The following is a 26742-nucleotide window of genomic DNA, read 5'->3' on the forward strand; positions in this document are numbered from 1 at the left end:
TTTTTTCTCCGGCGTGTTTCTTTTGTCCATCCACGCGTTATAAATTCTTCTAACGAAACTGAGCAAGGGTGCCGAGCTTTTTCGAGGAAATTCCATGTCCAGTGAAAGTCTGGGGGCGGATCACGAAAATTTACCGCTCTTATCGGTCCGGCTGACGCCGCATCGATCCCTGAATCCGCACAATTTTCATGTGCTTTTGGCGATCTTTACCGGCGTCAGTTTTTTCACGACCTTGCCCTTTGTTATTTTGGGAGCTTGGCCGGTTGCCGGGTTCATGGGGCTGGATGTTGCGATTTTCTATTTTGCGTTCCGCGCCAATTTCTATGCGGCACGCGCCTATGAAGAACTGAAACTCACTTTCTTCGAACTCGTACTGGCCAAGGTCAGCCCTCGTGGCGAGAGGGCGGAATGGCGCTTCAATCCATCTTTTGTGCGGCTCGATCAGGAAAAGCATGAAGAGTTTGGCACGCAGCGTCTGGCCTTGGTGTCACGCGGCAAAGCGGTGGAGATCGCGGCGTTTCTTGGACCGGCAGCCAAGGAAAATTTTGCCAGGGATCTTTCGCGGGCGCTGGCCGAAGCCAGGCGGGGGCCACAGTTTTCTTGAATTGCCGGGAAAAAGTACCGGCCACCCCGGGGGGCAAGGTGGCCGGTCCGGAATTTGGTTACGCGCCGCTTGCGAGGGCATTAATACGCGCGAACCACTATCCGGAAGATGCGGAGGCTTCAATCTCCACCGTGCAAGAGTAGGGGAAGCGGCGGAATATTTCTTGACCCGAACGCACTAGCACTTGGACGGATGGCTCAGGCCGGTGCTTTGCATTTGATCCGAGCCGCAATGCGCATCTGAGACCGCCACAGCGTCAAGGAAAGAGAACTGAATCTGTATAAAGACCGCGCGATTGGCAGACTGCCGTGGGGCGAAAACGCGCGGTATCGCCATAGAGATTGAGCTGCGGTTGCGGGACGATCCGGCATCTTGGATCGAGGACAGGGTTAAAATAGCCATAGACCGGCCCATAGATTTCCACGGCCGGCGCAAAGCCAGGCCCCGGCCCTGGCCCAAGATCAGCGGCATGTGCGGCCTCGATCCCCGCCCAAAAACCGGCGATGCAGAGACAAGCGCAAGCTTGCGAGCCCATGAGTCTCATCACCAGACTCTCCATGAGTTTCGTTACGACTGTTTTCGGCACGGTCATTGTCTCCGGCAAAACCGGCCCTGCCGAGGCTGGCGCTGATGATCTCCCTCACGTGGGATGCCTGATTCGTACTAACATTTCACCAATGGAACCCAATGCAAGGCCGCCCACTGGCCATTCCTGGCTCGGTGCGGTGTGTTATTCCTTGACTTTTAAGTCATGGAGCTTGGAAAAAACGGAATCGACATCAATATGGGCTTCTGGTGCGGCTTTTCCGGTGCCGCTCGAGCCGAACACACCCGCTTCCGTCTCCGGAACCTCGTGCGTTTCGCGTGTCGTAACCTCGCTCGGCACCAGCGTTTGGCCGCGATCTTCCTCAACAGGAGGACGATCCTTGGAGGCACGGTTGACTTCCAAATCGAGATCCATTTGCGAACAAAGCCCAAGTGTGACGGGATCGATCGGCGTCAGCGCGGCGGAATTCCAATGCGTCCGGTCGCGGACGGCGAGCAGTGTCGTTTTTGTGGTGCCTGCAAGACGCATAATCTGCGCGTCCTTGAGCTCCGGATGATTGCGGATGAGCCAGAGAATGGCGTTCGGACGATCCTGCCTTCGGGACAAGGGCGTGTAGCGGGCACCACGCTTGCGGCTCGGTTCCGGCAGACGCACCTTCGAGACCGCTAGGATCAACTGGTGCTTTTCATCGACTTCCGCCGCGGCGATTTCCTCGCGTGTCAGCTGGCCTGAAGTAATTGGATCATGTCCCTTGATCCCGGCGGCGACTTCCCCGTCCGCGATCCCTTTGACTTCCAGCGGATGCAACTTGCAAAAATTGGCTATCTGTTCAAATGTGAGCGACGTGTTCTCGACGAGCCAAACTGCGGTGGCCTTTGGCATCAGCGGCGCATTGCTCATAATTTGCTCCTTTTGCGCTTCAACATGGATGTTGCGCTCAATATGAAAAACCCGCTTTGTTCGCGGATAAATCCAGCGAAGCTCAAGAAATCACGCGAGAAGGGAAGAGGTTCGGTGTATAGGCGCTGGTCTTTTCAAACGCAATCAGAACCTTGCTTTCAGGGGGGGGGCTTTGGTCCGGCGGCCACAAACGCAAGCTGGAGCTTAAGAATAGCACAACACTGACTTTCTTAAGTATTAATACGCCTCAAAATTATCTGCCACAGTATCGAACATCCGATTTGACCCGTCAGACAGATTATCCAAGGAGCTTTGCGGTCATCATGTTTCGTCTGTTATTGCGGTTGGCGGGACTTTGCTTTCTGGCAACTGCTTTCGTAACCCTCATTGTTGATGGCACTCACGCCATTACCGTTCACACATTCTATGTGACGTCCATTGGCGATTGCCTTGCCGCTCTGCTCCCCGGCAAATTCGTCATGGCCCGAGATTTCATTCAAAGTCATGCTCCCCATATGGTTTGGGACCCTATTTTGATAAATCTTCTAAAATTGCCTGTTTGGCTGGTCTCCGGGGTGATCGGCGCCTTGGCCCTCAGGCTTGGCGGCAAACCGCATGCGAAGTTCGGTTATTCGAGCCGTTGAACGCCCGAAGCTCCGATTGCCGCGAGCATTTGCGTTTTTTTGACTTGTGCGGGAGGGGCGGAAACCCCAAATTTGCAGGATCAATCATGCCCCTGAGGGAGGCAATCCGTGCTTTTTTCCCGCAAGCTTATGTCCTTGCCGGGTGCCGCCGAAGCGCTTCGCGGCCGGGGACAACCGATTGCGACGGCGAAGACTCACGTCATCACCGGCCACAATTTGCAGCCGCCGTTCCCGCCAGCGATCGAGACCGCCTTGTTTGGCATGGGTTGCTTCTGGGGCGCCGAGCGAAAGTTCTGGCAACTCGGCGAGGGCATCTATGTGACCGCGGTTGGATATGCGGGCGGACATACCCCCAATCCCACCTATGAAGAGGTTTGCTCCGGTGCCACCGGTCATACGGAAGTTGTGTTCGTGGCGTTCGACCCCGCGAAGATTTCCTATGACATACTCTTAAAGACGTTTTGGGAAAATCACGATCCGACGCAGGGGATGCGGCAAGGCAATGATGTTGGCACCCAGTACCGTTCTGCTATCTATGCTGCGAACCCCCGCCAGCGCATCGCCGCCGAAGCGAGCAAAGCCGCGTATGCGAAAATGCTGGCCGCTCGCGGGTTTTCCGTGATCACGACGGAAATTGCCGATCGTCCCGAGTTTTATTACGCCGAAGCCTATCATCAGCAATATCTGGCGAAAAACCCGCAGGGCTATTGCGGCCTTGGCGGCACTGGGGTTGCGTGTCCCATAGGAATTGCGGCGCAAGACTGATAGCGCAAGGGAAGGGGGGATTTGCTTGACGCGGCGTGACGGGTGCCGAATCGCACGGCGTCTACAAAATATTTACTTTAAACAAGCCATACTCAGTTTAAAATAAATTGGGGTGTTGCGTAGCGGCAACGCAACAATTTGAGCATCCGGTGCGTTATCGCGGTTACAGGTTTGCACGGCAAATCCTGTTTGTTGGAGTCACGTGATGAAATTTGGTAAAGTTTGCGGTGTCCTATTTGTTTTGAGTCTGGTTGCGACAGGAGCCGCCATGGGCCGGGATATTTCCCACGGCACGGCGAGTGCGAAGGCGATGGCGTTAAGTTCCGCCAAATCTGCCAGCCCTGCCAAGGCGGCGTCCGCGAAGGCAAACAAATCAACAGCTAAGAGCGTACCCGCGCCGGTTGTAGTCCGGCATATCGTCAAACCGGCTGCTCCCATTGTGATGGGCCGCAGCGTGAGCGTGCACCACAATACGAAGCTGCATCACGTGAAAATCAAGCCGTTGGATGCCAACGATACCCCGGTTGTCGCTGCTGGCGCGGTTGGATCGTACTAAGCTGGGACAAATTTGAAGGCATTCATCTGCCGCCAAAGTCTTAGCGTGCGGTAAGAACCCTTTCGCATTCGGGCGGCAATTGGGCCATCGTCAGCGGCGGTCTCGGCTTTTGCGGGCCAGGTCTCGGGTGGATAATGGACTCCGAGAACCACCAGGCGAGCGAGGCGTCGCAGCCGTCCCCTGGCGGGACGGGGTCCTGATCCCGGCATGCGTTTTCCCCGGCCGGACACGCCAGGCGGACGTGGAAGTGGTAGTCGTGTCCGTAATAGGGGCGGACCTTGTTGAGCCAGGACCGATCGCTCCGCGCTTCCCGGCATAGGGCTTTTTTGATCGCCGCATTGACGAAAATGCGCTGTACCGCCGGGTCTTGGGCAGCCGCTTTGATGACCGAGACATGGTCGCTGGTCCATTTCGCCGGATCGACGTCCAGCCGGTCCTCACGCACCATGTTGGCCGCCGACATTTCCTCGCGTTCCAAGCGCGAGAGTTCGCGATTTGGCATGGGTGTCAGCCAAATGTCGGCATCAAGACCGATCTGATGCGAGGCGTGCCCCGTAAGCATTGGGCCGCCGCGGGGTTGCGACATATCACCGACGAGAATTCCCGGCCAATGACTGACCTTGGGCACCTTCTGAGCAAAGCGTTCAAGAAAGGCGAGCAGCGCCGGATGGCCCCAATTACGGTTGCGTGAAATCCGCATCACTTGCCAGGCAGAACCGTTCACGGGCAGCGCCTCGCCGCCCGCAAGGCACCCATGCGAATAAAATCCGATCGTGCGGGCCGCCAAATTCGCCGGAACCACCTGCCGCCCAAACAACTGTTTCGCGGGCGTGGAGGGATCGTTCGGATGGGCAAGCGGGGGCAGCGAAACGGGTTCTAGCGTGCCTTTGTCTTGCGCGAAGCTCCCCCCGGTGATGCCCGCCAAAACCAGCACGCCTGCCAGCAAAGTCAGCCGTCGATCCATCGGCTTGTCTCCTACCCGGCGGATCCGGGCGATGGCATCCTCTATGCTAAAAATGGAATAAAAATGAAGAATTGAAATAAACAGGCTTATCGTATCGCTTCATACACGATTTTCCTGATGGGGGACCATGATGGGATTCTGGCGAGCGGGCCAAAAATCCGGCTCCAAGGCCAAATGGACGTGCGCGGCGGCGGCGTTGGCCGGGCTCACCGGCGTCAGTGGGATTCTCCTGGCCGCCGCCGCCGCTCATAGCGTGCCCGATCCGCGACTGCAGACGGCCGCCAATTTTTTGCTGCTCCACGCGGCGGCGGCTCTCGCTGTCTGCGGGCTTGCCGCCGCGATACCGCGAGGCGGCGTCTTGTTCCTCGGCGCGGCGGGTTTCTTCCTTTCCGGCAGTTTGATATTTGGCGCCGATCTTTCGACGCGCGCTTTCGCCGGGACAAGGCTGTTCCCGATGGCAGCTCCCCTCGGAGGAAGCCTTCTGATCGCCGGCTGGATTTCCGTCACGCTCGCTGCTTTAACCGTGTTTTGGCAAAGCGGCGCCTGGACGCCAGGTCAAAACATTGACGATTAATATATTTCTGGACTTTGGCCATCTAGCGCTGCAAGATACCTGAATTTCAAGGGTCAAGCAGCAAAAATCATGGTCGCCGCTCCAGAGGCTTCGTCCAGAAGACAGCGCATTCTCATTGTTGAGGACGAGCCGTTCATCACGCTCGCCTTGGAAGCGATGTTGCCTGACCTCGGATTTGAGGTTGCGGGTTCCGCGACCAAAGTGTCCGCTGCCCTCGAATTAATTGCTCGTGAACGGATCGATTGCGCCATCCTCGACGTCAATTTGGGCTTGCAGAGGATCGATCCGGTCGCCGATGCTCTCGCGGCGCGAGGTTGTCCTTTCATTTTTACGACGGGCTATAGCTTGCCAGGACTGCCTATCCGCCACGCTGGACGCGCCGTGCTGCTAAAGCCGTTCGGAATGGAGCAACTTGCAACCTTGTTGCGTGCGGAGTTCGGATCTCCTGCCGATGAGTGGTTCAAAACGGATGCCGTGCATTCGACCGGGGAGGCCCTCATAGGAGACAGGCCGAAGGCGCTACGCGGCGCGGATTCCACCAAGCCGAATCTCCTCTCAAAGCAGGCGCTTCGCGGCGGCGTGTGAAACCGGTCACCGCTTGGTAGTGTGACTCCGGTAAAGTTCGAGCTTGTATTCTTGCCCGCCTTGATCATGACACAGTCGAAGACCAATTCCTTCATGGGCTGAATCTGTTTTCTTCGCCACGGAAACGCGGGCCATGTCCTCGTTTCTGATTTCATTTTTGGATAGGAATCGGGTTCGTCTTTCCGCGTATACGGTCCCGGTTTTTGTGCAATCCCGTGTAGGGCTCTCAAAAACAATGGTAGAACCGGCAACGGTTGTTTCTGGCCCACCTCCGCCGCTCCGCAAACGCCTGCCGCGAATACTTTTCTTCGTCATTGGCGCCGCTTTGCTTGTAGGACTCGCGGCAGCAGCGGCGCCTTGGGCGTTTTCGAACGCGGCGCTCCGCAGCGAGATAGCTTCGCAAATACGCCGCATGACAGGGCTCACCATCATTTCGCAGGGCCAAGCGGTATTTGTCGTTTTGCCGCAGCCTCACATCAGCATCGACGAAGTCAGCTTCACCGATCCGTCCGGAGCGCTTCGCATCGATGCACACTCCCTCAAAGGATATTTCCGCCTCGCTTCGCTTTTTGCAGGACGTATCGAGATTGCCTCGGCGACCTTGGTAAATCCGGACATGCGCATCGATCTCGATGGGCGGCCGATGCCACCGGACAGTGTGATCGGGCGCGCCGCGGATGCTCCGCCGGCGACAGTCGAGGCGGCCTCGGCGGATGAAGCGAAACTGGGTGCCGTTACCCTCGTTGACGGCCGTGCCAGCTTAACAGGCAAGCAACTTCCGGTGGGAGTGACGATTGATGCCATCGATGTGACGGTCGACTGGCGCAAACCTGGGGCCTCTGCCATCATCACGGGGCAGGCACGGTTGCGTGGTGAAACAACGGCGATCGCCGCTTGGATTTCGAGCCCGGTCGGCCTGTTGCGAGGCCAGCAATCTCCGCTGAGCTTGAAAATCAATGCGCCCTCACTCGCCCTGTCGGCGGATGGTGGACTTGCGAGTCAGCCCAACTGGCAATTTAGCGGGCACATTCATGCCGCGATGCCGTCGATGCGGGCGCTTCTGGAACAAGCGGGATACAGCATCCCCTTGCCAGGTCCGTTGAGCGATTTCAACGCAAATTGTGAAGCTATTGTCTCGGCGCAGAGCGCGGTTCTCTCTGGCCTGCGCTTGCAATTCGACGGCAATGAGTTTGAAGGAACCTTGGCGTATCAAACGAGCGATTCAATTCCTGTCCTCTCCGGGACATTGGCGACAAACCGCCTTTCGCTCCAGCCATTCTTGTCGGGACTTCCCCCCGCAACCGGCCGAGACGGGCAATGGAACCGCGACCCGATCGATTTTAGCGAATTGGGCCTCGCCGATCTCGATTTGCGCATATCGGCCGCGCATTTGCTTTTTTCTCAATATGAGATCGAGGACGCCGCTTTTTCGGTGATGCGGAACAATCGCCGCGTCGAATTGGCCCTTGCGGGAGCCAAGGCTTACCAAGGCGTGATGAAGGGCCGCGTGACATTTGATCCCGGATCCAAGGGAATTGGCATGCAGGCTTCCGGCGCGATCTCCGGCGCAGATTTCGCGGCTTTGTCATTCGATGCCTTCGGCTGGCCGGAGTTTTTCGGATCCTTGGACGGCACCGCCACTCTCGAAAGCAGCGGCACGAGCGTGAGCGACCTCATGCGCAATCTTGCGGGGTTAGCGCAAATCGACGTCGTGCAAGGGCAACTCGGAGGCATCGATCTTGAATCCGCCCTGCACCGGATCGACAAAAATCCGCTGGCCATGCTCACCGATATACATCGGGGACGGACTGCTTTCGATCATGCCGCCGCCGGTTTTCATTTTGCCGGCGGGGTCGCCAGCATCGAGGAAGGTAAGCTTGAAAATTCCCGTATGACGCTGGCCTTTGGAGGGATTGTGGATGTCGGCGAACGCGGGCTTGACCTGCACGCGGTTGCTATGCCCGCTGGCGATGCTGGTGTGACAGATAAGGCAAGTCTAAATTTTCGCTTCGATATCGGCGGCTCTTGGGACGATCTGGCGTTTACCCCGGATGTACACGGTCTCATTCGCCGGTCCGGTGCGGCGGCGCCGCTGTTTTCGCAGCAGCGAGACGGGAATAAGCCGTCTGTCCCTAGTGCGGATGGGGCACAATAGACGCAAGTCCTGCCGGATCTTGACCTTGCCAGAAAGGTCAAAACAAGCCAGAATTTAAGCGTGAATCGCTCATCCTTTGGAATGCGGCTGAAATCAAATCATCTGATGGAGTTGCCTTGACGCTGATCCATGATCACGGAGATTGCGAATGGTATGGCGTCTCTTAGGCCAATAGCGCATAATCAATGCAACAAATGCAAAATTATAAATATCAAACAATCAAACAATAAGTGTTGAGGGGGGAATATGAGAGTGAGAGCACGACGCCAGATCATCATGGCCATTCTGATGACGGCCGCAATTGGAGCATTTCCGGCCGCGCAGGCCGCCGGGTTCAGTCCAGCGACCCAGCAAGCTCAGTCGAAGCTCGCAAGTTTGGGCTTCCATCCGGGATCGGCGGATGGCTTTCTCGGTCCCCGTACCATCACGGCCATCAAGGAATTTCAGACAAAATCTGGGCTGCCGGTGACCGGCGGTCTCGATAGCGCAACCTTGGCAAAATTGGACGTCGTTGCCGGGTCTCCTTCGCCTCCGGCAGAGGCAGCGTCTCAAGCGTCCCCGACACCGCAATCCACCGCAGTGAGCGATTGGAGAGCGGCTCCGAGCCAGGACGAATTGGATAAGCTCACTGCCAAGGTCAATGACCCAAGCTCGCCCTATACCGACTACAGACCGAACGCGCCGGCGGCCAATCTCGACCTGCCTGGAGCGGCGGTCCTGGCTGCTATGAAAACCAGCTCGGATACGTTTGGGAGCGGTCCTCCTGGAACAGCCAAGTCCACCCCACAATCCCACAAGGCGATGCTGACATGCCTCAATACAAGGCCGACACACTGGCCTGACATCGCCATCCACTATTATTGCCAGTTGTACCAACCGCGCGCGTGTTTCACTTACGCGCTGCGGGGAGAATCGATCCCGGCCGGAAAAAAATATCCACGAACGGGCGCCTACCAAGGCTGCGCGGCCGGAAAGCTAAAGGATGCGGCGGCCTTTGCATTCGTGACCAAGACTCAGCCGCAGATCTTTCAATATGTGATGTTTGGCCAAACCAACGCTTTCAAGCCGGAGCAGGAACAAGCCATCATCAATGCGTTCTATGGCGTTTCAAATCCAGCCGATCCAAAAGAATGCCGCTTAAAGCGGCCACGGCGCGCTGAAGATCCATCCGATGGAACGCATTGTCTGGCGAACAAGACGATGTCGGAGCATTTGGTGGGGAAAGGCACGTAGCTCTTATATCGCGGAAGCGTTGGCAGAGAAAGAATGCGGTGCCTGGCTGATCGGCGCCGCCGTGTCGTCGTTGATTTGCAGCACCGAAAGACCACGCTCGTTGGTGCCGTCGGCCCGGAAACGGAAAACGCCGTCGGCGCCATTGAACCCAGACGGATTGGTCAGCACATTTTGTGAATATCGCTGCGATCCTTGCGTATGGGCAAGAGCCGCCGCGAGGGAAACCGCATCATAGGCGAGTGTCGCGATGCGGGTTGGATCGGTATGGTATTTGGCGCGGTAGCGTTCCACGAAGGCGTTGAATCCGCCATTTTCGGGCGCCGCGAACCACGCCCCCTGCAAGGCCGGAAGTTTTAACACGCGCGCATCATTCCAAAGCCCGGTGCCGAGAATCTGCACCTGCTTGCCATTGATCCCAGCCGCCGCGAGCGCTTGCGACATGGCCTCCATGGCATCGGCCTGTTCGGGAATGAACAACGCATCGATTTGGTCGTGCAGCGCGGCGATCTTTTGCACGGCCTCCGCCATCGTCTTCGATTGATAATGCTCGATGCTCATGACCCTTATGTTGTCGCGCGCTGCTGCTTGCTGGAATTCGGCTTCCGCCACGCGGCCATAGTCATTTTCAGGAATGAGTGCGGCAATCGATTTCTTGCCCTTGGACGCGGCGAAATCGACGATCCGGTCAACGTAGTTCTCGATCAAGAAGGAGAGCAGAAACAGCCCCTGGCCGGCGGTCGAGGTGTCGGTCGAAAAGGCGATAACAGGCTTGCCGGCGGTGCGTGCCACCTTGCCTACTTCTCGAACGCTCGACGCAAATAAGGGGCCGATGACGATTTCGGCGCCTTCCGAGACAGCGGCCCCTGCCGCCGCGCGCGCGCCCTCGGGATTGGAATGGTCGTCCCTGACAAGCAAAGTGATGTCATTGCCGCCGGCCTCGAGATAGGCGAGTTCCGCGGCATTGCGCAGGGACGTCCCAACAACGCTCGGCCCGGAGGCCTGCGTCAACGGAACGATCAGGGCGACGCGCGCGGGGCCAGAGCCGATTTGCTCGCTTTTTTCCGGCGCCGCAGCCTGCGGGCCGGGCGCGACGACGTCCGACGGACTATGTCCGGGCATCGAGCCGCACGCCGCCATCGGCAAGCAAAACCCCGCCAGCCACAAGAGGCGGATGCCGCAGCGGAAATCGTCACGCAGACGCCGAAGCGCCTCCTGCCAGCCGGGTTTCGTGGATGGGGGACGGATCATTCGGGCGAAGCTCCAACTCGCAAATTTCCAAGTTCCTTGACCGGAGCCCATAGGCTGACAATCGACATAACATGGAAATTCCAAACTTTTTCAGTCATAAAATGAGAGCAACGGAAATAGTAGCGCTATCTTATACACGTGGTTGGCTTGCGAAAAAAGCCACTCTGTTCTATATATAGAATATATGGACGCTATATAGAACTTGGCAATTGGGCGCTATGGCCGGGCAACTTCTGGGCGGAAAACCATGAACGCGGGACATAGAGACGCTTTGGAACACGGTAGGGCCATTGATGGTGAAAAATCTCCGGGCGCCTATACCGCTTTCGGTCTCAAAGCCGAAGCGGAACCCATCCGGCCAGGCTTGCATGTGGTCGCGACGCCGATCGGCAATCTCGGCGATATTTCCTTCCGTGCACTGGCAACGCTCGCGGCAGCCGATACGATCATCGCCGAGGATACGCGCGTCACCAAGACCTTACTCGCCCATTACGGAATTGCGACGCCTTTGGTCGCTTATCACGAGCACAATGCCGCGGTCATGCGTCCACATCTGCTTGCGAGACTTGCCGAGGGCGCGGCGTTAGCCTTGGTTTCCGACGCAGGCACCCCGCTGATTTCCGATCCCGGATTTAAACTTGTCAGCGATGCGCTGGCCCAAAATATCGAGGTGGTGTCGGTGCCGGGCGCGTCGGCGGTGCTTGCAGCCTTGGTGGTGGCGGGTCTTCCTACCGACCGGTTCTTTTTTGAAGGATTTTTACCGCCCAAATCCGCCGCGCGGCGCACCCGCATCGCCGAGCTTTCCACCATTCCGGGAACGCTCGTATTCTTCGAGTCGGCCCGCCGCGTCGCGGAGACATTGAGCGATTTGGCCGCAGTGTTGGGTGCGCGGGAGGCGGCGATTGCCCGCGAACTGACCAAGCATTTTGAAACCGTCCGGCGTGGCCTTTTGCCGGAGTTGGCCTCGATTGTTGCGGCGGAGGGACCGCCGAAGGGTGAAATCGTCGTCCTTGTCGGGCCGCCTGGAGCCGTCCCGCCGCTGGCCCAGGAGGACGTCGATGCGAGGCTTGGCAAGGCGTTGGAGAGTCTGTCGGTGAAGGACGCCGCAGCCGTGGTGTCAGGCGAGACCGGCCAGCCGCGCCGCAAGGTTTATGCGCGGGCGGTCGAACTGGCCGCGCGGGAGCGATGACGGAGACGGGGCGGCGGAATCGCAAAAAAGCGCATGGTCTTGGGCTGAGGGCCGAAAGTTTGGCTGTTGGGCTTTTACGCCTTAAGGGCTACCGGATCTTGGCGCGCCGCTACCAGATCAGAGAGGGCGAGATCGATATTGTGGCGCGGCGCGGCGATACGGTGGCTTTTGTCGAAGTGAAAGTCAGGCCAACTCTCGACGAGGCACGGACCACGATCGGCCTGGGCAAGCGGCGGCGTATCTCGCGGGCAGCAAGAAGCTGGCTTGCTTCAAATCCTTGGGCGGCGCCTTTAACGTGGCGCGGCGACGCTGTTTTCCTCGCGCCCTGGTGCTGGCCGCGCCATGAGATCGCGGTTATCGAATTGGATTTGGGCTAGGCGAGGCGCGCCTCTGTATCTAAGGAGACTATGCCGATAAGGATTCCATTTGCCGCTAAATCGCGGTATATTGGCGAAATTCTCCCATATGTGGAATGGTTTGGACGGGGTGGCGGCGCCGGCGCATGGGCACGTTTCGCGATATCGGATTAGCCGGAACTGGCACGCCGACCGCCCCGGTTGCGACCGGCAATAGCAATGCCATCGCGGCTGATCTCATTGCCGTGCTGACCGCCGTGACGACAGGTGATCCGCGCGTCTTGACCATCCAGGATCAAAGCGCCCTGCCATCCGGGCCTTTCGAAGTTGCGCACCGGTCACTCCAGGCGGGACTGCGCGCCTGGGTCGAGCGGCAGACCCGTCTGCCGCTTGGCTATGTCGAACAGCTCTACACCTTCGCCGATCAGGATCGCGGCGGCGCCGGACAGCATGTCATTTCGATTAGCTATCTCGGCCTGACCCGAGAACAACCTGCTTCGGGCGAGCAAGAGGCAAGTTGGCGCAGCTGGTACTCTTATTTTCCCTGGGAGGATCATCGTGCTGGCAGGCCCGCAATGATCGAACTCGCGCTTTTGCCGCGACTGCAGGCCTGGGCCAATTCAGCAAAAAATCCGGATCTGCGGCATGACCGGGGTCAACGCGTCACGGTGACGTTTGCTGGCGAGGGCCGCGCCTGGAACGAGGAACTCATTCTCCAGCGCTATGAATTGCTGTACGAAGCGGGGCTGATCCCGGAGGCGGCACACGGGACGTCTGGAATACTGCGCCAAGGCGCCGCGCCGCTGATGAGCACGGGTCAGCCGATGATCCTCGATCACCGCCGGATTCTCGCGACGGGAATCGCCAGGCTGAGGGCAAAAATCAAATATCACCCTGTGGTATTCGAATTGATGCCGGACACGTTCACGCTTCTTCAGCTTCAGCGCTGTGTCGAGGCGCTGGCGGGGCACCTCGTTCACAAGCAGAATTTCCGTCGCCTGATCGAACAGCAGGAGCTCGTCGAGGAAACCGGGGAAACCACGTCTGATACCGGGGGACGTCCAGCAAAATTGTTCCGCTTCCGCCGGGAGGTTTTGACCCAGCGCGCAGTCGCCGGAACCAAATTACCGATTCTGAGGGCTTGACAAATCTTATACTCAACACCAGCATATGCTGTGTAATGCTCTATTGGAGTATAATAACATGGCAATGCCGGGTTTGGAAACGGTCCCCGCGAGAACACCCCAAGCGGAGCATCTCTACGCAAAAGTGCGCCATGCGATCCCGGCGGTCGAATGGCCGGTCCACGCGCAAGATATCGATGCGATCATGACTTTGAAGCGCACCCGTAACGCGGTGGTGCTTGCGCATAATTATCAGACCCCTGAGATTTTTCATTGCGTCTCGGATTTTGTGGGCGACAGTCTCGCTCTCGCTCGGGAAGCCATGACCGCCGACGCGGATGTGATCGTTTTGGCTGGCGTTCATTTCATGGCCGAGACGGCGAAATTGTTGAACCCTGAAAAAACCGTGCTCATTCCGGATCTTGGCGCGGGATGTTCGCTCGCCGAATCCATCCGGCCAGAAGATGTACGGCTGCTGCGGCAGACCTATCCTGGGATCCCGATCGTCACCTATGTGAACACCTCGGCTGCCGTGAAGGCGCTTTCGGATATTTGTTGTACTTCGGGCAATGCAAAAGCCGTGATCGAATCTCTGGGCGTTGAGCGTGTGATCATGCTGCCCGATGAGTTTCTGGCCCGCAACGTCGCGGCCGAGACAAATGTAAAAGTCATCGCCTGGTCGGGTCATTGCGAGGTGCATGAGCGGTTCAGTGCTGGCGAGGTGCGCCAGTTGCGCGAAGACTATCCGGGCGTGATCGTTCTGGCGCATCCCGAATGCCCACCCGAGGTCGTCGCGGAAGCGGACTTCTCCGGCTCGACGGCGGCGATGTCGTCCTATGTCAACAAGAACCGCCCGGCCCGGGTCGTGCTTTTGACCGAATGCTCGATGAGCGACAATGTTGCGATCCATTATCCGGACCTCGAATTCATTCGTCCCTGCAATCTCTGCCCACATATGAAAAAGATCTCCCTTCGCAATATCCGGCGGGCTTTGGAGACGATGCAGCACGAAGTGCACATCGATCCCGCAATCGCCGTTCCCGCGCGCCGCGCCGTCGAACGCATGTTGGATGTGCGGTGATGGATGTCTCCAATTCTGCAGGAAATTGCATTATTGTGGGCGGCGGCCTTGCGGGTCTGACCGCCGCTCTCGCGCTTGCGCCGGAACCGGTCACGCTTCTGAGCAAGGCGCCGCTCGGGTTTGAAGCTTCGAGCGTTCTGGCGCAAGGTGGGGTTGCCGCGAGTCTCTCCTCTGACGATGATTTTTCGCTGCATCTTGCTGACACCCTCAAAGCGGGGGATGGACTCTGCGATGAGCCGGTCGCCCGGACGATCCTCGCCGCGGCCCCGGCGGCGATCTCGGAAATGATCAAGTGCGGGGTTCCGTTTGATCGCGACAGCCAGGGCCGGCTCGTTCTTGGTCTTGAGGCAGCTCACTCGCGCCGCCGCATCGTGCATGCCGGCGGGGATTCGAGCGGCCGCGAAATCATGCGAGCCTTGGCGCATAAACTGCGTGAAACGCCTTCTGTGACTTTGATCGAGGGTCTCACCGCCCGCAGTCTTCTTGTCGAGGACAATGCAGTCACGGGGCTTCTCGTGGAAAGCGAGAGCGGCGCGGGGGTTCTCGCCGCCGGTCGTGTGGTCGTCGCCACTGGCGGCATTGGTGGCTTGTTTCAATATGGCACCAATCCGGCCGGATCATGGGGGCAGGGCTTGGCGCTCGCAGCAGAGGCCGGCGCGGCGATGGCCGATCTCGAGTTCATCCAGTTTCACCCGACCGCGCTCGACAGCCGGTCATTCCCGCTTAAGCTGGTCAGCGAGACAGTGCGGGGCGAGGGCGCCATTCTGGTGGACGAGACGGGTCATCGCTTTATGGCCGGTATCCCGGGTGCTGAACTGGCGCCGCGCGACGTGGTCGCCCGGGCTGTTTGGCGCCATATGGCGGCGGGACACCGGGTTTTCCTCGACGCGCGGGATATCCCGGATCTCGATTTTCCGCGGCGGTTTCCGGCGATCACCGGATTTTGCGAGTCGGCGGGAATCGATCCCGTCACCCAGCCTATTCCCATTCGTCCGGCGGCTCATTATCACATGGGCGGAATCGCCGTCGATATTTGGGGTAGGACATCGATTGAAGGTCTTTGGGCCTGTGGCGAAGCGGCATGCACGGGTCTGCACGGCGCCAATCGCCTCGCCAGCAATTCTTTGCTCGAGGCTGCCGTTTGCGGCCGGTTGGTTGCCGAAGGCATCAAAGGGACCGCGCTCCCACGCCCTCGCAAACCCATTCGGGCAAGGGCGCGAGTTGCCGCCGACCCTTCGGCGGTCCGCAAAATTCTCTCCAGCGCCGCCGGAGTTCTGCGAGACGGCGATGGTTTACGGTCCGCGGCGGCGGAATTGCTGCCGCTTGCCTTGGGGGAAGGGGAAGCGAGCGATCCGGCACGCGTGGGATTGATGATCGTGATTGCGGCGTTGCGCCGTGAGGAAAGCCGCGGTGCCCATGCACGAACCGATTTTCCATTGCGCGCGGCTGCCGGGCGGCGGAGCCTGCTATGTCTCGGCGATGCGCTCGAGGCGGCCCGCGAACTGGTCCCTGAAGCCGTTGCCTGAAACGAAAGCCTGGCGATGACTTTGGCGCCTCTCCGGCGAATCTTGATCGAGCCCTTGGTTCGCGCCACGCTGCTTGAAGATCTTGGCCGCGCCGGCGATCTCACGACCGACTCGATCATACCGGCCGGGTTCATTACCCGTACCGCTCTTGTGGCCCGCGAAAGCGGCGTCGTCGCCGGGCTCGATCTGGCAAGACTCGCTTTCGAACTGATCGATCCGGATATCGCACTGGATATTTTATTGACCGACGGCGCGAGCACCACGCCAGGTCAAGTGATCGCCAGAATTAGCGGACCGGCGCGCGGAATTTTGACAGCCGAACGCACCGCGCTCAATTTTCTCGGGCATCTCAGCGGAATTGCGAGTGCAACGGCTTCCATCGTTGCATCGGTGTGCGGCACCAAGGCAAAGATTGTTTGCACACGCAAGACGACGCCCGGTCTTCGTGCGGTTGAAAAATACGCGGTGCGCGCCGGCGGTGGCGCCAACCACCGCTTTGGCCTCGACGATGCCATCCTCATCAAGGACAACCATGTTGCGATCGCCGGCGGTATCGCCCCAGCCTTCCGGCGTGCCCGCGCGGCTGCCGGTCATCTGGTCAAAATCGAGATCGAAGTCGATAATCTGGAGCAGCTTAAAGAAGCGCTCGGCGAAGGCGCCGATGCTGTGCTTCTGGACAATATGGATGTGGAGACGCTCGCCCGCGCCGTCACGATCGTCGATGGCCGCGCGATCACGGAAGCCTCTGGGCGGGTGACGCCAAAGTCGGCCCCGGCGATTGCTGCAACCGGCATCGACCTGATCTCAATCGGCTGGCTTACACATAGCGCCACTGTGCTCGACATCGGGCTCGATTTCGAGACATAGCTTCCATCAAGCGTAGTGTGGTTCGTGTCTCTTTAATCGCCGGAGCGTGGGTTTTGCGGGTCGCCGCTCGGGTACCCTTTTTCATCGGATCCGCCCCAGAATGTTGAGGGATCTTCCATCCGGTAGATGGAACGTCCTTCGATCATTCCATCGTCGGGATAGCCGTATTCCGCGCCGGGGAATACATAGGGTGCAGCTGGCACTATTACCCTCGGGGAGGCCACCGCTGACGTACCGCAAGCGAGGGCTGCTCCTAAAGTAATCAGTGCAATAATTTTCAACATTGCCACTCTCCTTGTTTTTGGCGGGTTGGGTCCCGGCACATGATTTTTGAAGCTTTTATGACAATGATATGAAACTCGCTAGAGACGTAAAAAATTCCAGAAGTAGTTTTCACGTTTCTGTTATCTCTTTAGTTAAGCGATAGAGATATTTTACTCTATATACAATATAGAAAGTATTATTCTTGATGCTGTTCTTGCTGCCGAAGCGGCCGCTCGCGATTGGGGTGATGTCATTGGCGATGTTGCTACGCAGTCGGGGAAAACGGGGTGAGCGTTTGCCTGGGATAGTGCCTTGGCTCAATCGATCCGCATCAGGCCAACCCCGGCTTCGTTTCGACAAGTCCTTTGGCATGACATGGAAATACTATCCAAAGACCCTGGTGAATCAGGCTGATCTTGCATCACCAGTCTGCCTTGGAATTCGCCATCTAATCGCGATAGGCCCTCGCCAATCCCTCTTGATTTCAAACGGATCGGCCCTCTTGCCTAAGAACCGGGCCTATGCGACATACGCCCGCGCTCCAAAATTTTAAAATTTGCATGCGTGAAAGCTGCGGTAGCTCAGTGGTAGAGCACTCCCTTGGTAAGGGAGAGGCCGAGAGTTCAATCCTCTCTCGCAGCACCATTCAAACCTTCGGAAATACCGGTCTTTTCGGCGGCACATAAGACGTTTGGGCGCAGGTAAGCGCCGTTTTAGTCTGGGGAAAATCCGGGGACAGGTTTTCTAGTGTCTCTACCTTCTGTGCCGCGAGACAGAAACGTCATTCTTGGTGATCTGCCGCACCACAATTGCACGGCATTCATTGAGGCGCCCGGTCTTTCGCTAGAGGTTGAGGATTCGCCTTGGATCGAGGCGTCCACGAAAAAAATCGGAAAGGCCGAGGAGGTTGCCGAACGCCCGGCCGCGGCGATCAATCCAAGGCTCCGGGTTAAACGATTTTATGATGTTTGCCAGAACGTTACGAATCATCTGCGATGCCACGCCGCCCGCATGTACGGTGCCCTTGCGCCAAAGGTAATAGGGATTGGCAATCTGTGAATAGCCATACCGGAGCCCGGAGGTGCGGCCGTTCTTGACGCCAAGATGAACACCGGTCATTCGCGGGTTCTTGACGATCTGGCCGTAGGCCGCAAGCTGGCGGGAAAAATCGACGTCTTCCGCCCAGGCGTAGAAGGGCAGATTTTCGTCGAATCGCAAGCCATGCGCGAGGACCGGCGCCAAGCGCACGGCCATGTTGCAGCCATAGGCATTATATTGGTCGATCAACGGCATCGCGGCCTCTGACGGCACGAAGGATGCAAGGACGGCCCTCGCTTCGCCAGCAGTGAGGCCTGGCCCCTTGATGTCATCGGCGAGTGTTCTGCCGGTCGCCACCAGAACCGCGGGATTTGCCACCAAGCAGTCTTCGAGTTCGGCCAGATAGGTTGGCTCGGGGAAGAAATCGTCATCAAAAAACATGACAACGTCAAATTGCTGTGCGGCGCAAAGAATCGCATTGCGCTGCATGGGCAAGCCCCGCGAACCTTGGACGATCTGCACAGGGAAGGGCAGTTTCGCCGCCTGGGACGCATCAAAGTCGTCCGACGCCGCAGGACAAATCAATACTGCCTCAGGAAACCGAGTTTGACGCGCGAGTACAGCCAAAGTGTCCGCGAGAATCAAGCGGCGGCCAGCAGTCGGGATCCCTACCGCGATTCTCAGTCCTGGGCGTATCAACTCAGTCGGGCCAACTTCATGAGCCGACATCCGCTGGATGTTACGATGCCAGCGCGATGAATGGATCATTCCTTTGCCCTCTCTCGCAATCCTTCGAGAAGGTGGTTCGGAAAAGTGCCTCATCGATGCTCGGGCGCCTGTTTTCTGCATTTTCTTTGCTTAGAAACCGTTTTGACCGCTCATGAACGCAGCCGCCGGTAAGATTGTCACGGAACCGCTTCCTCCGCATCCCCTGTTAGGGGGACACCGCTTCAGACCCTGATCGCCGCGATGGCGCAGGCGCCGATGGTGAGGGCGCCCGCGATCGTTGGCTCGTCGTCAAGGGATTCGATCCACCACGCCACCAAAAGCACCACCAGCGCGATGATGGCGAGCCAAAGCGGCGAATAGGTCATCGGCGGGTCAGCCAGGCCGAAGTCGCCGACAGCACCGGCGCCACCGGCGAGACGACGATGAAGCTGCTGAGGATGACCCACGCATAGCCATCCCAGGGGGGAGGCAGCTTGGCGATCGCCCAGCCCATATGGAACACGCTGTCAAGCACGATCGCGCCGAAATAAAAGACGCAAAGCTCGCCTGCCAGACAGGCGATGATCTTCGGCCCGATCCAGGCGTTATTCGCCGCCTTGATCTGCTCGGCCTGGATTTGCGCGGCGAGTGTGGCTTTGCCGAGCTCGACGTCCGCGCCCATGGCACTTTGCGCGCCCGACAGATTGATGTCCTGTTTTTTGCCGAGGTAGGTGAAGAGCGCTGGAAACAGATTCCCGAGCGCTGGGAGGATCAAGCCAAGGATAGCGATCATGGCTTAGACTTTCGGAGCGACGGGCGGCGCAGGAACCGCGACAGGCGGCAAAGCGGCCGCGGCGTTGAGGCCCGAGAAATGCGCCCATAGCGTCGCGAACCATAGCCCGGCCGACACCATCGCCGCATGCTCATGGCTCATAAATTGATCCCAGCCGAAGCCGACGAGTTTATCGCCTTCCGTTGTCACAAAGGAAAACAAGGTGCTCAGCGTCGCTAGAAATGGTGTCTTAAGGCCGAGCATCATCAGCCAGATTTTTTGCAAGACCGAAAGCTCGCCGGATGCCAGCTTTTGATCGATGCCTATCGTGGCCCGGAATTTGGCGAGCTGCGGAACGACGAAGAAGAACATGACGAAGAGCAGCGCGATGATGATCAAAGGGACGGTATACATGGGGGCTCCTATTTTGACGGGGACATTTCGGCATTGGCGATGGCGGCCTTTGCCGCATCGAGCTCCGCCTGTTCGGCGGAAATTGCTTTGGCCTTGAGATCGGCCTGGACACCGGCTGCGGTCTTCGCGGCGAGCGCCGCCGCTTGCGTGGCTTTCATGCGCGCGACGGCATCCGACAGCGCGTCGACTCGTGCGCCCTGCCGCCAAGTGTTGAATGCCGTGATTGCCGACGCCAGAACCACGAAGCCGATGATGGCCGCTAACGCCCATGCGCCGCCGATGAGATAATGATGCGCGCTACCGGCGGCGACTGCCCCGGCGGTAATGGTGCGCGCCGGCGCTTTCGAGCCTTTCTTGGCAATGGCAGCCTGCAGGGCGGGTTCGAGCGGTGCGCCGGCCATGACCAGCGCCGTCGCCTCGCATTGCGCCACACGGCGTCCCCAGCCCGCGCTAAATCGCGACCAAGAGCCTAGCGAGTGCATGAAGGACAAGCGATCCGCGCAGATCTTGTGAATCAGTGGCGCCGGATCCTTGGCTCCCCCAGCGATCGCCTGCAGGCGCTCCCAATTGGCTTTGGCAGGGCCTGAGTTAATCGCATAATCGAAGATGCAAAGATCGACGCCCGTCGCGAGGTCATCGCCACGGATCGGCTGCCAATAGCCAATGGCATAAATCTCCGCGATCTCCGCGTCGCCGATCAAAAACACGTCCTGGCGCGGCAAGCCTTTCTTGTCGCGATAGGCGTCATACGTCGTGTGGGTGATGCCGCCGCGCCCGGTCCGGCCTCCTCGATCGCCAGGCGTGTCCGTATTGCCGCCCTCCTGCTTGCGTACGAACGCAACGCAGGCCGGATAATTATCGTGAGCCATGGGGGTCTCCAAAGAAAGATTGGCCAGCGAACGGTCTTAGACGAGGCTCATCCGCCCTTGATGCGCAGACCCAAAGGTCGCTGCGAACCGCCGCGTCCACACCTGTTCGGAAGCCCGGCAATAGGCGCTCAAATCCCGCCGCTGCTGGTGGATGCGGACATGCGAGCCTTGAGCGCTCTCATTCCAAATCATCATCATCCGGCCGACAATCGAGTGTAGCGACGTCGGGTCCGCATGCGCATAAGCGCCGATCCACGGAATGTCTGGCGAGACCACCAATGGCACTGACCCTGCCATGGCATCGGCGGAGACAATATTGAACGTCTCACTGAACGAAACCTGCATGGCGATATTCATGCTGCCGATCAGCTGCAGAAAATCCTTGTGCGAAAGCCAATCGTGCTCGACCAGCTCGCTGCGGATTGTCTGGGCAAAAAGCTCGCGGATGTTTTTCAAAACCGGCGAAGCATTGCCCTCGACGCGCGAACTGTTGATGTGAAAGCGCACCGGCATATCCACGGCATCACTCAAGGCGATCGCCGCGATCGCCTGAATAAGTTGATTTTTTAACGGCCGAATCGCGCCGAAGCAGGCGATATCGATCGCACGAGCATTTTCCCTCGACGGGCGGCCTATATGCTCAGGGCTTGGCGACGGGTAGAAGTTCGGGCCGAAGGTCACCAGCTGCTCCGGCAGTCCAGCAGCAACGGCAATCGCACGCAAATCTTCTTGCGCGCGAAGGCTGTTGCTCATGACCTCGACGCCGCGTTTTAGATATTCGATCGTCCAGCCGATCGCGATACCTTCGTTTGATAGAAAGGGAATTTCGGAGTGGTTCCGGACGATCCACCGGACGGTCCGGTGCAGCGGCTTGAGCACGTCGAATTTTTCCGGCACGACCCAAAACGCTTCGATGAAGACATGCGTCGGCTTGAAGGAATTTACTTCACGGTCAATGGAATTGTTATCTGGAACAATGACCATCTTGGCCTTGACGCCGTGCCGGGTAAGCATATCGACAAGAAACGTGACCGAGTTTGAGAGCCCCGACGAAAGATGGCCGCCGCTCGTGCCGTATCCTCCATAACTGGTTTCGTTTTGCTTGAGGATAAAAAGCAGTCGCGGGATCATAAGAGCTCCTTCAATTCAGTCTTTGGTTAGTTTCGATGCCGCGAATTTCAGAACGATTCGACGTCTTCGATAGTTGGGTACACAATGATCCCACTTTCAAGATCGAGCCGTCCCTGTGGATCGGTCAAAAGCCGCATGAGAGTTGTAGGATTGGCGAATTCACATGGTGTCGCGGCGCCGATCGATGCGCGCAGCCAGGGATTATCGACATGATAAGTCGCGTAATAGTCGAGGGCCTGCGCGAGACCTGGAATCAGCCGCGCGTCCCATAGATAGACGCCAGAAACCCGTCACCGAGATAGGTTGAGGTTGTGTTGCTGATTCAAGATGGCATTGCCCATTCGGTGTTATGCCACTCGTGTAGGGCTGGCCTCTGATCTCACGACGATACCAGCCATTGCCGATCGTCTTCATGTTTGCAAAAGCGCCAGAGGCAGTTTCCGATGGAAGACCCGGATTTTATCCAAGCCGCATTTGAAAAATCAAAAGGAGCAGTCAAAAGAGTCTACCGCGTCGCCACACTGCCAGAGAATGCCAATTGCATGTTCTCGTACAAGAGGCCCGCGATCGAGAAACGGTGCCCCGCGAGATCAGATCGCTTCGCTGCACGGTGGGCGGTAGCGACGTCGCATGGAGCACCGCCGCATCTGCCGTCACCAAGATCAAACTTGCGCCGCAAAAGGCCGACGTCCGCAATCGAAGATCGGCATGTTGAAACTGCCAAGGCGCCCTTGCAGCGCCGCGATGAAGCCGCGCCATTTGACCAGCGCCTTCGCATCCATCGCAGGCAGCGTGAGTTTTCTTCCCAGCGTGCCGCTGGCGACGCGACAATCTACTCGCTGCCGGCGAGATGTGATCGTCGGCGTCAATACGGGGCGTGCAGGATGCACGCTGGTGGCTTACCCCACGAGCACTTCCGCCGCCGAGGATCTTGACTCACGTTCCGAACGCCCGCGCGGCGGGCGGTGGATGGGATCGGCGCCGATCGTGCCGACGAGCGAACGGCGGTACTCAGGTGCGCTCACGCGCTCCAGCTCGGCCTGAGCGTGATCCAGCCGCCCGGCGATGCCGAGTCGTTCCGCCTCCTCACGGTGACCGGCCCGCGCCAGAAACTCGGTCAAGCTCCGGACGTGACGCTCCCAGAGAGCGACATCCCGCTTCTGCTTGATCGCAAGCCGCTCAAGATACCAATCGCTGGCGAGTAGCGATTCACGGGTGAAGAGGGCTCGAATTTCGGGATGGGCGGCGTCTCTCTTCTCGTAGTGGCCATACGCCATGATGTGAAGCAGCGCTTTGAGCGGGGGACAAGCGTCGTCGATTGTGCCATCCGCGAAGTACGCCTCAGCCATGCGCTGCTGCGCCTCCACGATGTTATTGACCCCATCAGCAAAGACTGCAGGATCCTGAATCTCGGGCTTGAGAATCTCCTCGGTGAAGACCGCGGTGGGATTGTCGAACACCCGCCCGAAGTAGGTGCGCACGAACTTGGCGGTGATGCGATAGCCGAGCCGGCTGGCGAGGACCGTCCGTCCTGCGAACTCGTAGTCTTCGAGCTTTTCCAGGTGACCGGCATCGATCAGTCGCTTCGGGTCGCGCTCGTGGGGGAACAGCCGGCACCAGATCTCGGGAATCAGCAGACTGATGTCGTGATCCACTCGGTATCGCGGTCCGATGAAACCGGCGGCGGAGCTGAAGCCCGCATACCCCGTGAGCAACATGGAAACCAGAGCGTTGTTGAGATCGGCCGTGGCCGCGAGCGCATTGAACGGCCCTTTCGTGAGGGCGCCCTCCGAGCCCGCGCCCGTGGTGCTTGGCGAGGTTCCCGTCAGTGAGCACACATAGTCCATGAAGAGCTCGGGTAACTCCTGGTAGTGGATGGGTCCGTACACGCAGAGCGGGCGAACACCGTCGTCGGGCCGGTTGTTGCGGCGACCTGAGAGCACGCTGATCACCGGGAACAGCACAGGCGCGTGGAGCGGCAGCCGCCGGTTGAGCCTCGCGCCCATCTCCGCGACGTACCGGTCGCGGGGTCGAGCGAGGTCCGGCCGCACCTGAAGGTAGCGCGGGTTCTTGGTACGCTTGCCGCCGACGAGTCGCGGCTCGGCTGAGGAGATCGAGTAGCCGCTGTCGGTGCGCGCCGCGTTGGCGGCCACGTGCTCCCGCATCGGTTGAGTGAAAGCGTCGTGGACCGCCACGTCCTCGACGATACGCTTCGCGTCCTCCCGGGTGAGAGGCTGAAAATTTGAGCAAAAGAGCCCGAGGCCTGCCATGTCTTCCTCGGTCTGCCGGTCGAAGCCGGGATGGATCGCGTCGTCGGGGCGCTGAAAGAGCCTGAACTCGCAGTTATGCGCCAGCTTCAAACTTGGGTGAAAGTTGTACCAGCCCGGGAGCCCAGCGAGCCGACGTGCCGGGACCACCACCGAGGCAGTGATGTCGTCCTCCATCTGGACCTTGTCGGCCGCGACGAAGTCCTGCCTCAGCTTGTAGGTCCGCCACGCACCGTTCTCCTCGCGTCCGATCCGGAGATAGCTGGCGACCAGCCTCCGCCCTTCGTACTTCAGCTCGTGTCCAGGGGCGCCGTTGATGATGTCGACGCTGAAGTGGCGACGCCAATCGTCGCCCCATTCCGGACGGTGAAAGCGCTTGATCACGAACACCAGTGCGCGGACCTGGTTCGGGATACTCTCGAGCCAGGCATTGTATTCCGGTGTGAATTCGGCCGGATTGGGTGTGAGCAGCTTGATCACCGAGCCGAGTGAGCGATCGGTGGAGAGGATTGGGCGGTCGTCGTAGCTCCGATCGAAAATGGCCTGTACCGTGGCCATGTCATGCTCGAAGCTCTGTACGTGGAACGACCCGGGCAGCACGGCGTCGACCAAGCTCTTACTGATCTCCGACTTTCCCCCGCCCGACACCGTGCTGGGCTTGTGGCAGAAGGCGCCTTCCGGAACCGACCCGACCAGACGCCAGCTCGGCGCCGCCTGGTGCTTGGTCATCCGGATCTTGTAGCCGCTGGGATGAATGTAGATTCGGCCGGGCAACAGCTTGAGATGTTGTTGCTGCCCTTTGCTCACCCATGTGATGTCCTGCCGGGGGACATCGATCTCCATGTCTTCCGGCATGTAATGGATTTCGGGGTACAGCGCGTCGGTCGCGTACCCAGTGTCGTGGAACTTCGCGCGCTCGCCCAGCAGTGCACGAACTTCGGTGAATTTGTGGCCGGCGCTCACCACCCGGACGTGATCGGGGACGAAGCGGTCGCCAAGATTGAAGGTCGCGAAGGCCAGCGCACCGCCCGCGTGCTCCTCCTCTGCCATGCCGAACAGGTTCGCACTGTAGCCGATCTGAGTCTTGACCTCCTTCTTGCAATACCCGAAGTAGTTATCGGCAAGAATCGTCACCATGACGCCTTGGATGCTGCGTGACGTGACCTTGAATGGGCTGCCGTTGTTGTACAGTTCGCTCTCCGCTTCCCAACACATCCCCGCCGCGTACTCAGCCTCGCTGGCGAGGCTCACATGGGGCAGGCCGAGGTCTTTCTTGCGCAGGCTGGTGAGATGGGGCGCGAGGATCACGCAGCCGCTGTGCCCGGTCCAACCGTCGACGTCGAGCGCGGCGTCGTGTGCGGGGAGGTAGGGGTCGCCCGCGTTGCCGAAGATGCTCTCGATAAAGTCCAGATTGGAAACGAGCCCACCGGGCACGAAGAATCGCACTTCCATGCGCTTTTCCGGCGTGAATTTCGGGACTGCGGGACACACGACCGGCCGCAGCAGGAGCGATACCATGGTTTCAACGGGCTTCGGCCAGTTCGCCGTGAACGGCAGGCGCTTGAGCTCGGCCGGGGGCCGCAACGCCTCCTGCAGCAGCCGCACGAATGCCGTTAGCGGCACACGTATCTTGTCTGCGGGAATGGGGAGTCCGCCATCGGCCACGTGAAATACGCCCTTGGTAGTTCGGCGATCGTTGACCGGGTTGTGGAGCACACCGTTGTCGAGGCGATAACTCGACACCAGCTCATTGTGCCACGAGTCGGCGTCCATAGGCAGCGAAAGCTCACGCGCGAACCCGTAGTGATCTAGAATGAATGTTTCTCCGGGAAGGCGCACGGGCTCAGCAAAGCCGGCAGACGTCAGCAGCCCGTCGATATAGTTTTGGATTCTCCGGTCAGCAGGGCACAGATGCTCGGAGAGTAGCCGGGCCTGCTCGCGATAGCGGGCAAAAAGATCGCCTGCCAGATGGAACAAATCCTGGTCGCCGGTGTCAAGCGGCACCTGGACTCCCATGGCCGCGAGCTTGAGCAGTATGGAGCGGACTGCGGTGCGCCGCTCCGGCAGCCACACCGCGCCATCCGACGTCAGCCCCACCGTGCGCTCGAGTTCCATCCCTAGCCTCCCTGTGAATGATCCGAGAGTTTACCCCAACGTCTCTCCTGGAAGCCTTTCCGTCAACCGCCTTGTCCAACGTTGAGCGGTCGATCAGGCAGACATCCGTCATTCGCCAGGAAATTCCAACGGCTGGCTGCGTGGGAACGAGCACCAGTCGGAGCAATAAGCTTGAGGAAATTGTGCGTTGCGGGACTTCGACGCTTGGTTCGTTGCCCGTCAAACTGCTGCATGCTCGCTAGGGCT

The 26742-nt window shown here is 59.0% G+C and carries 27 protein-coding genes and 1 tRNA gene; 15 read left to right on the forward strand and 13 right to left on the reverse strand.

Annotated features, from left to right (window positions below; genetic code table 11):
* Positions 1 to 94: 94 nt before the first annotated feature.
* Positions 95 to 604 carry a DUF2244 domain-containing protein gene (locus QEV83_RS13450; protein ID WP_280128228.1) on the forward strand — a complete coding sequence of 170 codons (510 nt, stop codon included), beginning with the start codon at positions 95 to 97 and terminating at the stop codon, positions 602 to 604.
* A gap of 256 nt (positions 605 to 860) precedes the next feature.
* On the opposite strand, the gene QEV83_RS13455 is transcribed toward QEV83_RS13450, so the two are convergent.
* Positions 861 to 1196 carry a hypothetical protein gene (locus tag QEV83_RS13455; RefSeq protein ID WP_280128229.1) on the reverse strand — a complete coding sequence of 112 codons (336 nt, stop codon included), beginning with the start codon at positions 1194 to 1196 and terminating at the stop codon, positions 861 to 863.
* A 138-nt stretch (positions 1197 to 1334) separates the two neighbouring features.
* Positions 1335 to 2051, reverse strand: coding sequence for a cell cycle transcriptional regulator TrcR (locus QEV83_RS13460; RefSeq protein ID WP_280128230.1), 717 nt, complete (start codon positions 2049 to 2051; stop codon positions 1335 to 1337).
* 323 nt (positions 2052 to 2374) lie between these two features.
* Between QEV83_RS13460 and QEV83_RS13465 the strand changes: the two genes are divergently transcribed.
* From QEV83_RS13465 to QEV83_RS13475, 3 genes are all read left to right on the forward strand, one after another.
* Positions 2375 to 2695: a hypothetical protein gene (locus tag QEV83_RS13465; protein WP_280128231.1), complete on the forward strand. Its 321-nt coding sequence runs from the start codon at positions 2375 to 2377 to the stop codon at positions 2693 to 2695.
* A 108-nt stretch (positions 2696 to 2803) separates the two neighbouring features.
* Positions 2804 to 3460 (forward strand): peptide-methionine (S)-S-oxide reductase MsrA, encoded by a 657-nt coding sequence (gene msrA / locus QEV83_RS13470; RefSeq protein ID WP_280128232.1) that lies wholly within the window; start codon positions 2804 to 2806, stop codon positions 3458 to 3460.
* 205 nt (positions 3461 to 3665) lie between these two features.
* Entirely contained in the window at positions 3666 to 4016 is a 351-nt protein-coding gene (locus QEV83_RS13475; protein WP_280128233.1) for a hypothetical protein, read from the forward strand.
* 40 nt (positions 4017 to 4056) lie between these two features.
* Here QEV83_RS13475 and mepA read toward each other — a convergent pair whose 3' ends face one another.
* Positions 4057 to 4980 (reverse strand): penicillin-insensitive murein endopeptidase, encoded by a 924-nt coding sequence (mepA, locus tag QEV83_RS13480; RefSeq protein ID WP_280128234.1) that lies wholly within the window; start codon positions 4978 to 4980, stop codon positions 4057 to 4059.
* 127 nt (positions 4981 to 5107) lie between these two features.
* Between mepA and QEV83_RS13485 the strand changes: the two genes are divergently transcribed.
* From QEV83_RS13485 to QEV83_RS13500, 4 genes are all read left to right on the forward strand, one after another.
* The gene (locus QEV83_RS13485) at positions 5108 to 5554 is read left to right on the forward strand and encodes a DUF423 domain-containing protein (protein ID WP_280128235.1); all 447 of its coding nucleotides are present in this window, start codon (positions 5108 to 5110) and stop codon (positions 5552 to 5554) included.
* A 69-nt stretch (positions 5555 to 5623) separates the two neighbouring features.
* Positions 5624 to 6139, forward strand: coding sequence for a response regulator (locus tag QEV83_RS13490; protein ID WP_280128236.1), 516 nt, complete (start codon positions 5624 to 5626; stop codon positions 6137 to 6139).
* Between the two features lie 235 nt (positions 6140 to 6374).
* On the forward strand, positions 6375 to 8294 hold the full coding sequence (locus QEV83_RS13495) for an AsmA family protein (RefSeq protein WP_280128237.1): 1920 nt from the start codon (positions 6375 to 6377) through the stop codon (positions 8292 to 8294).
* Between the two features lie 252 nt (positions 8295 to 8546).
* Positions 8547 to 9527 (forward strand): peptidoglycan-binding domain-containing protein, encoded by a 981-nt coding sequence (locus QEV83_RS13500; RefSeq protein WP_280128238.1) that lies wholly within the window; start codon positions 8547 to 8549, stop codon positions 9525 to 9527.
* Positions 9528 to 9530: 3 nt separating this feature from the next.
* Here the strand turns inward: QEV83_RS13500 and QEV83_RS13505 are convergent, their stop codons facing one another.
* On the reverse strand, positions 9531 to 10775 hold the full coding sequence (locus QEV83_RS13505; RefSeq protein WP_280128239.1) for a penicillin-binding protein activator: 1245 nt from the start codon (positions 10773 to 10775) through the stop codon (positions 9531 to 9533).
* Positions 10776 to 11022: 247 nt separating this feature from the next.
* On the opposite strand from QEV83_RS13505, the gene rsmI reads away from it, so the two are divergent.
* The 6 genes from rsmI (at position 11023) to nadC (ending at position 16918) form a co-directional block, all read left to right on the forward strand.
* Positions 11023 to 11964, forward strand: coding sequence for a 16S rRNA (cytidine(1402)-2'-O)-methyltransferase (rsmI, locus tag QEV83_RS13510; RefSeq protein ID WP_280128240.1), 942 nt, complete (start codon positions 11023 to 11025; stop codon positions 11962 to 11964).
* A complete protein-coding gene (locus QEV83_RS13515) occupies positions 11961 to 12341 on the forward strand; it encodes a YraN family protein (RefSeq protein WP_280128241.1) in 381 nt (126 codons plus the stop codon). The genes rsmI and QEV83_RS13515 overlap by 4 nt, the downstream gene beginning before the upstream one ends.
* 125 nt (positions 12342 to 12466) lie before the next feature.
* Positions 12467 to 13465 carry a hypothetical protein gene (locus tag QEV83_RS13520; protein ID WP_280128242.1) on the forward strand — a complete coding sequence of 333 codons (999 nt, stop codon included), beginning with the start codon at positions 12467 to 12469 and terminating at the stop codon, positions 13463 to 13465.
* Positions 13466 to 13523: 58 nt separating this feature from the next.
* Positions 13524 to 14525: a quinolinate synthase NadA gene (gene nadA / locus QEV83_RS13525; protein ID WP_280128243.1), complete on the forward strand. Its 1002-nt coding sequence runs from the start codon at positions 13524 to 13526 to the stop codon at positions 14523 to 14525.
* Entirely contained in the window at positions 14525 to 16051 is a 1527-nt protein-coding gene (locus QEV83_RS13530) for an L-aspartate oxidase (RefSeq protein ID WP_280128244.1), read from the forward strand. Before nadA ends, QEV83_RS13530 begins: the two co-directional genes overlap by 1 nt.
* 15 nt (positions 16052 to 16066) lie before the next feature.
* Positions 16067 to 16918 carry a carboxylating nicotinate-nucleotide diphosphorylase gene (gene nadC / locus QEV83_RS13535; RefSeq protein WP_280128245.1) on the forward strand — a complete coding sequence of 284 codons (852 nt, stop codon included), beginning with the start codon at positions 16067 to 16069 and terminating at the stop codon, positions 16916 to 16918.
* A gap of 32 nt (positions 16919 to 16950) precedes the next feature.
* On the opposite strand, the gene QEV83_RS13540 is transcribed toward nadC, so the two are convergent.
* Entirely contained in the window at positions 16951 to 17202 is a 252-nt protein-coding gene (locus QEV83_RS13540) for a hypothetical protein (RefSeq protein ID WP_280128246.1), read from the reverse strand.
* A gap of 550 nt (positions 17203 to 17752) precedes the next feature.
* Between QEV83_RS13540 and QEV83_RS13545 the strand changes: the two genes are divergently transcribed.
* Positions 17753 to 17827 (forward strand) — tRNA-Thr (locus QEV83_RS13545).
* A gap of 198 nt (positions 17828 to 18025) precedes the next feature.
* Here the strand turns inward: QEV83_RS13545 and QEV83_RS13550 are convergent.
* The 8 genes from QEV83_RS13550 to QEV83_RS13585 all read right to left on the reverse strand — a co-directional run bounded on the left by QEV83_RS13550 (position 18026) and on the right by QEV83_RS13585 (position 26496).
* Entirely contained in the window at positions 18026 to 18988 is a 963-nt protein-coding gene (locus QEV83_RS13550; RefSeq protein ID WP_280128247.1) for a glycosyltransferase family 2 protein, read from the reverse strand.
* Between the two features lie 182 nt (positions 18989 to 19170).
* On the reverse strand, positions 19171 to 19314 hold the full coding sequence (locus QEV83_RS13555) for a hypothetical protein (protein WP_280128248.1): 144 nt from the start codon (positions 19312 to 19314) through the stop codon (positions 19171 to 19173).
* Complete coding sequence (locus QEV83_RS13560; protein WP_280128249.1) at positions 19311 to 19721, reverse strand: hypothetical protein; 411 nt, start codon at positions 19719 to 19721, stop codon at positions 19311 to 19313. Before QEV83_RS13560 ends, QEV83_RS13555 begins: the two co-directional genes overlap by 4 nt.
* Before the next feature lie 3 nt (positions 19722 to 19724).
* Entirely contained in the window at positions 19725 to 20114 is a 390-nt protein-coding gene (locus tag QEV83_RS13565; RefSeq protein WP_280128250.1) for a hypothetical protein, read from the reverse strand.
* Positions 20115 to 20122: 8 nt separating this feature from the next.
* Positions 20123 to 20983, reverse strand: a complete 861-nt coding sequence (locus tag QEV83_RS13570) for a glycosyl hydrolase 108 family protein (RefSeq protein ID WP_280128251.1) — start codon at positions 20981 to 20983, stop codon at positions 20123 to 20125.
* Positions 20984 to 21019: 36 nt separating this feature from the next.
* The gene (locus QEV83_RS13575) at positions 21020 to 22114 is read right to left on the reverse strand and encodes a hypothetical protein (protein ID WP_280128252.1); all 1095 of its coding nucleotides are present in this window, start codon (positions 22112 to 22114) and stop codon (positions 21020 to 21022) included.
* A gap of 662 nt (positions 22115 to 22776) precedes the next feature.
* Entirely contained in the window at positions 22777 to 22983 is a 207-nt protein-coding gene (locus QEV83_RS13580) for a hypothetical protein (RefSeq protein WP_280128253.1), read from the reverse strand.
* 30 nt (positions 22984 to 23013) lie between these two features.
* Positions 23014 to 26496 carry a hypothetical protein gene (locus QEV83_RS13585; protein ID WP_280128254.1) on the reverse strand — a complete coding sequence of 1161 codons (3483 nt, stop codon included), beginning with the start codon at positions 26494 to 26496 and terminating at the stop codon, positions 23014 to 23016.
* Between the last annotated feature and the right edge of the window lie 246 nt (positions 26497 to 26742).

Origin of the sequence: Methylocapsa sp. D3K7 (genome assembly GCF_029855125.1) — a bacterium.
Lineage (GTDB): Bacteria > Pseudomonadota > Alphaproteobacteria > Rhizobiales > Beijerinckiaceae > Methylocapsa.

Coding starts and splice junctions, on each gene's coding strand:
- QEV83_RS13450 (WP_280128228.1), top strand. CDS start 95: ATGTCCAGTGAAAGTCTGGGGGCGGATCACGAAAATTTACCGCTCTTA.
- QEV83_RS13475 (WP_280128233.1), top strand. CDS start 3,666: ATGAAATTTGGTAAAGTTTGCGGTGTCCTATTTGTTTTGAGTCTGGTT.
- QEV83_RS13570 (WP_280128251.1), bottom strand. CDS start 20,983: ATGGCTCACGATAATTATCCGGCCTGCGTTGCGTTCGTACGCAAGCAG.
- QEV83_RS13495 (WP_280128237.1), top strand. CDS start 6,375: ATGGTAGAACCGGCAACGGTTGTTTCTGGCCCACCTCCGCCGCTCCGC.
- QEV83_RS13540 (WP_280128246.1), bottom strand. CDS start 17,202: ATGTTGAAAATTATTGCACTGATTACTTTAGGAGCAGCCCTCGCTTGC.
- nadA (WP_280128243.1), top strand. CDS start 13,524: ATGGCAATGCCGGGTTTGGAAACGGTCCCCGCGAGAACACCCCAAGCG.
- QEV83_RS13520 (WP_280128242.1), top strand. CDS start 12,467: ATGGGCACGTTTCGCGATATCGGATTAGCCGGAACTGGCACGCCGACC.
- QEV83_RS13490 (WP_280128236.1), top strand. CDS start 5,624: ATGGTCGCCGCTCCAGAGGCTTCGTCCAGAAGACAGCGCATTCTCATT.
- QEV83_RS13465 (WP_280128231.1), top strand. CDS start 2,375: ATGTTTCGTCTGTTATTGCGGTTGGCGGGACTTTGCTTTCTGGCAACT.
- QEV83_RS13550 (WP_280128247.1), bottom strand. CDS start 18,988: ATGATCCATTCATCGCGCTGGCATCGTAACATCCAGCGGATGTCGGCT.
- QEV83_RS13555 (WP_280128248.1), bottom strand. CDS start 19,314: ATGACCTATTCGCCGCTTTGGCTCGCCATCATCGCGCTGGTGGTGCTT.
- rsmI (WP_280128240.1), top strand. CDS start 11,023: ATGAACGCGGGACATAGAGACGCTTTGGAACACGGTAGGGCCATTGAT.
- QEV83_RS13560 (WP_280128249.1), bottom strand. CDS start 19,721: ATGATCGCTATCCTTGGCTTGATCCTCCCAGCGCTCGGGAATCTGTTT.
- QEV83_RS13585 (WP_280128254.1), bottom strand. CDS start 26,496: ATGGAACTCGAGCGCACGGTGGGGCTGACGTCGGATGGCGCGGTGTGG.
- QEV83_RS13460 (WP_280128230.1), bottom strand. CDS start 2,051: ATGAGCAATGCGCCGCTGATGCCAAAGGCCACCGCAGTTTGGCTCGTC.
- QEV83_RS13505 (WP_280128239.1), bottom strand. CDS start 10,775: ATGATCCGTCCCCCATCCACGAAACCCGGCTGGCAGGAGGCGCTTCGG.
- QEV83_RS13575 (WP_280128252.1), bottom strand. CDS start 22,114: ATGATCCCGCGACTGCTTTTTATCCTCAAGCAAAACGAAACCAGTTAT.
- QEV83_RS13565 (WP_280128250.1), bottom strand. CDS start 20,114: ATGTATACCGTCCCTTTGATCATCATCGCGCTGCTCTTCGTCATGTTC.
- QEV83_RS13455 (WP_280128229.1), bottom strand. CDS start 1,196: ATGACCGTGCCGAAAACAGTCGTAACGAAACTCATGGAGAGTCTGGTG.
- QEV83_RS13515 (WP_280128241.1), top strand. CDS start 11,961: ATGACGGAGACGGGGCGGCGGAATCGCAAAAAAGCGCATGGTCTTGGG.
- nadC (WP_280128245.1), top strand. CDS start 16,067: ATGACTTTGGCGCCTCTCCGGCGAATCTTGATCGAGCCCTTGGTTCGC.
- mepA (WP_280128234.1), bottom strand. CDS start 4,980: ATGGATCGACGGCTGACTTTGCTGGCAGGCGTGCTGGTTTTGGCGGGC.
- QEV83_RS13530 (WP_280128244.1), top strand. CDS start 14,525: ATGGATGTCTCCAATTCTGCAGGAAATTGCATTATTGTGGGCGGCGGC.
- QEV83_RS13485 (WP_280128235.1), top strand. CDS start 5,108: ATGATGGGATTCTGGCGAGCGGGCCAAAAATCCGGCTCCAAGGCCAAA.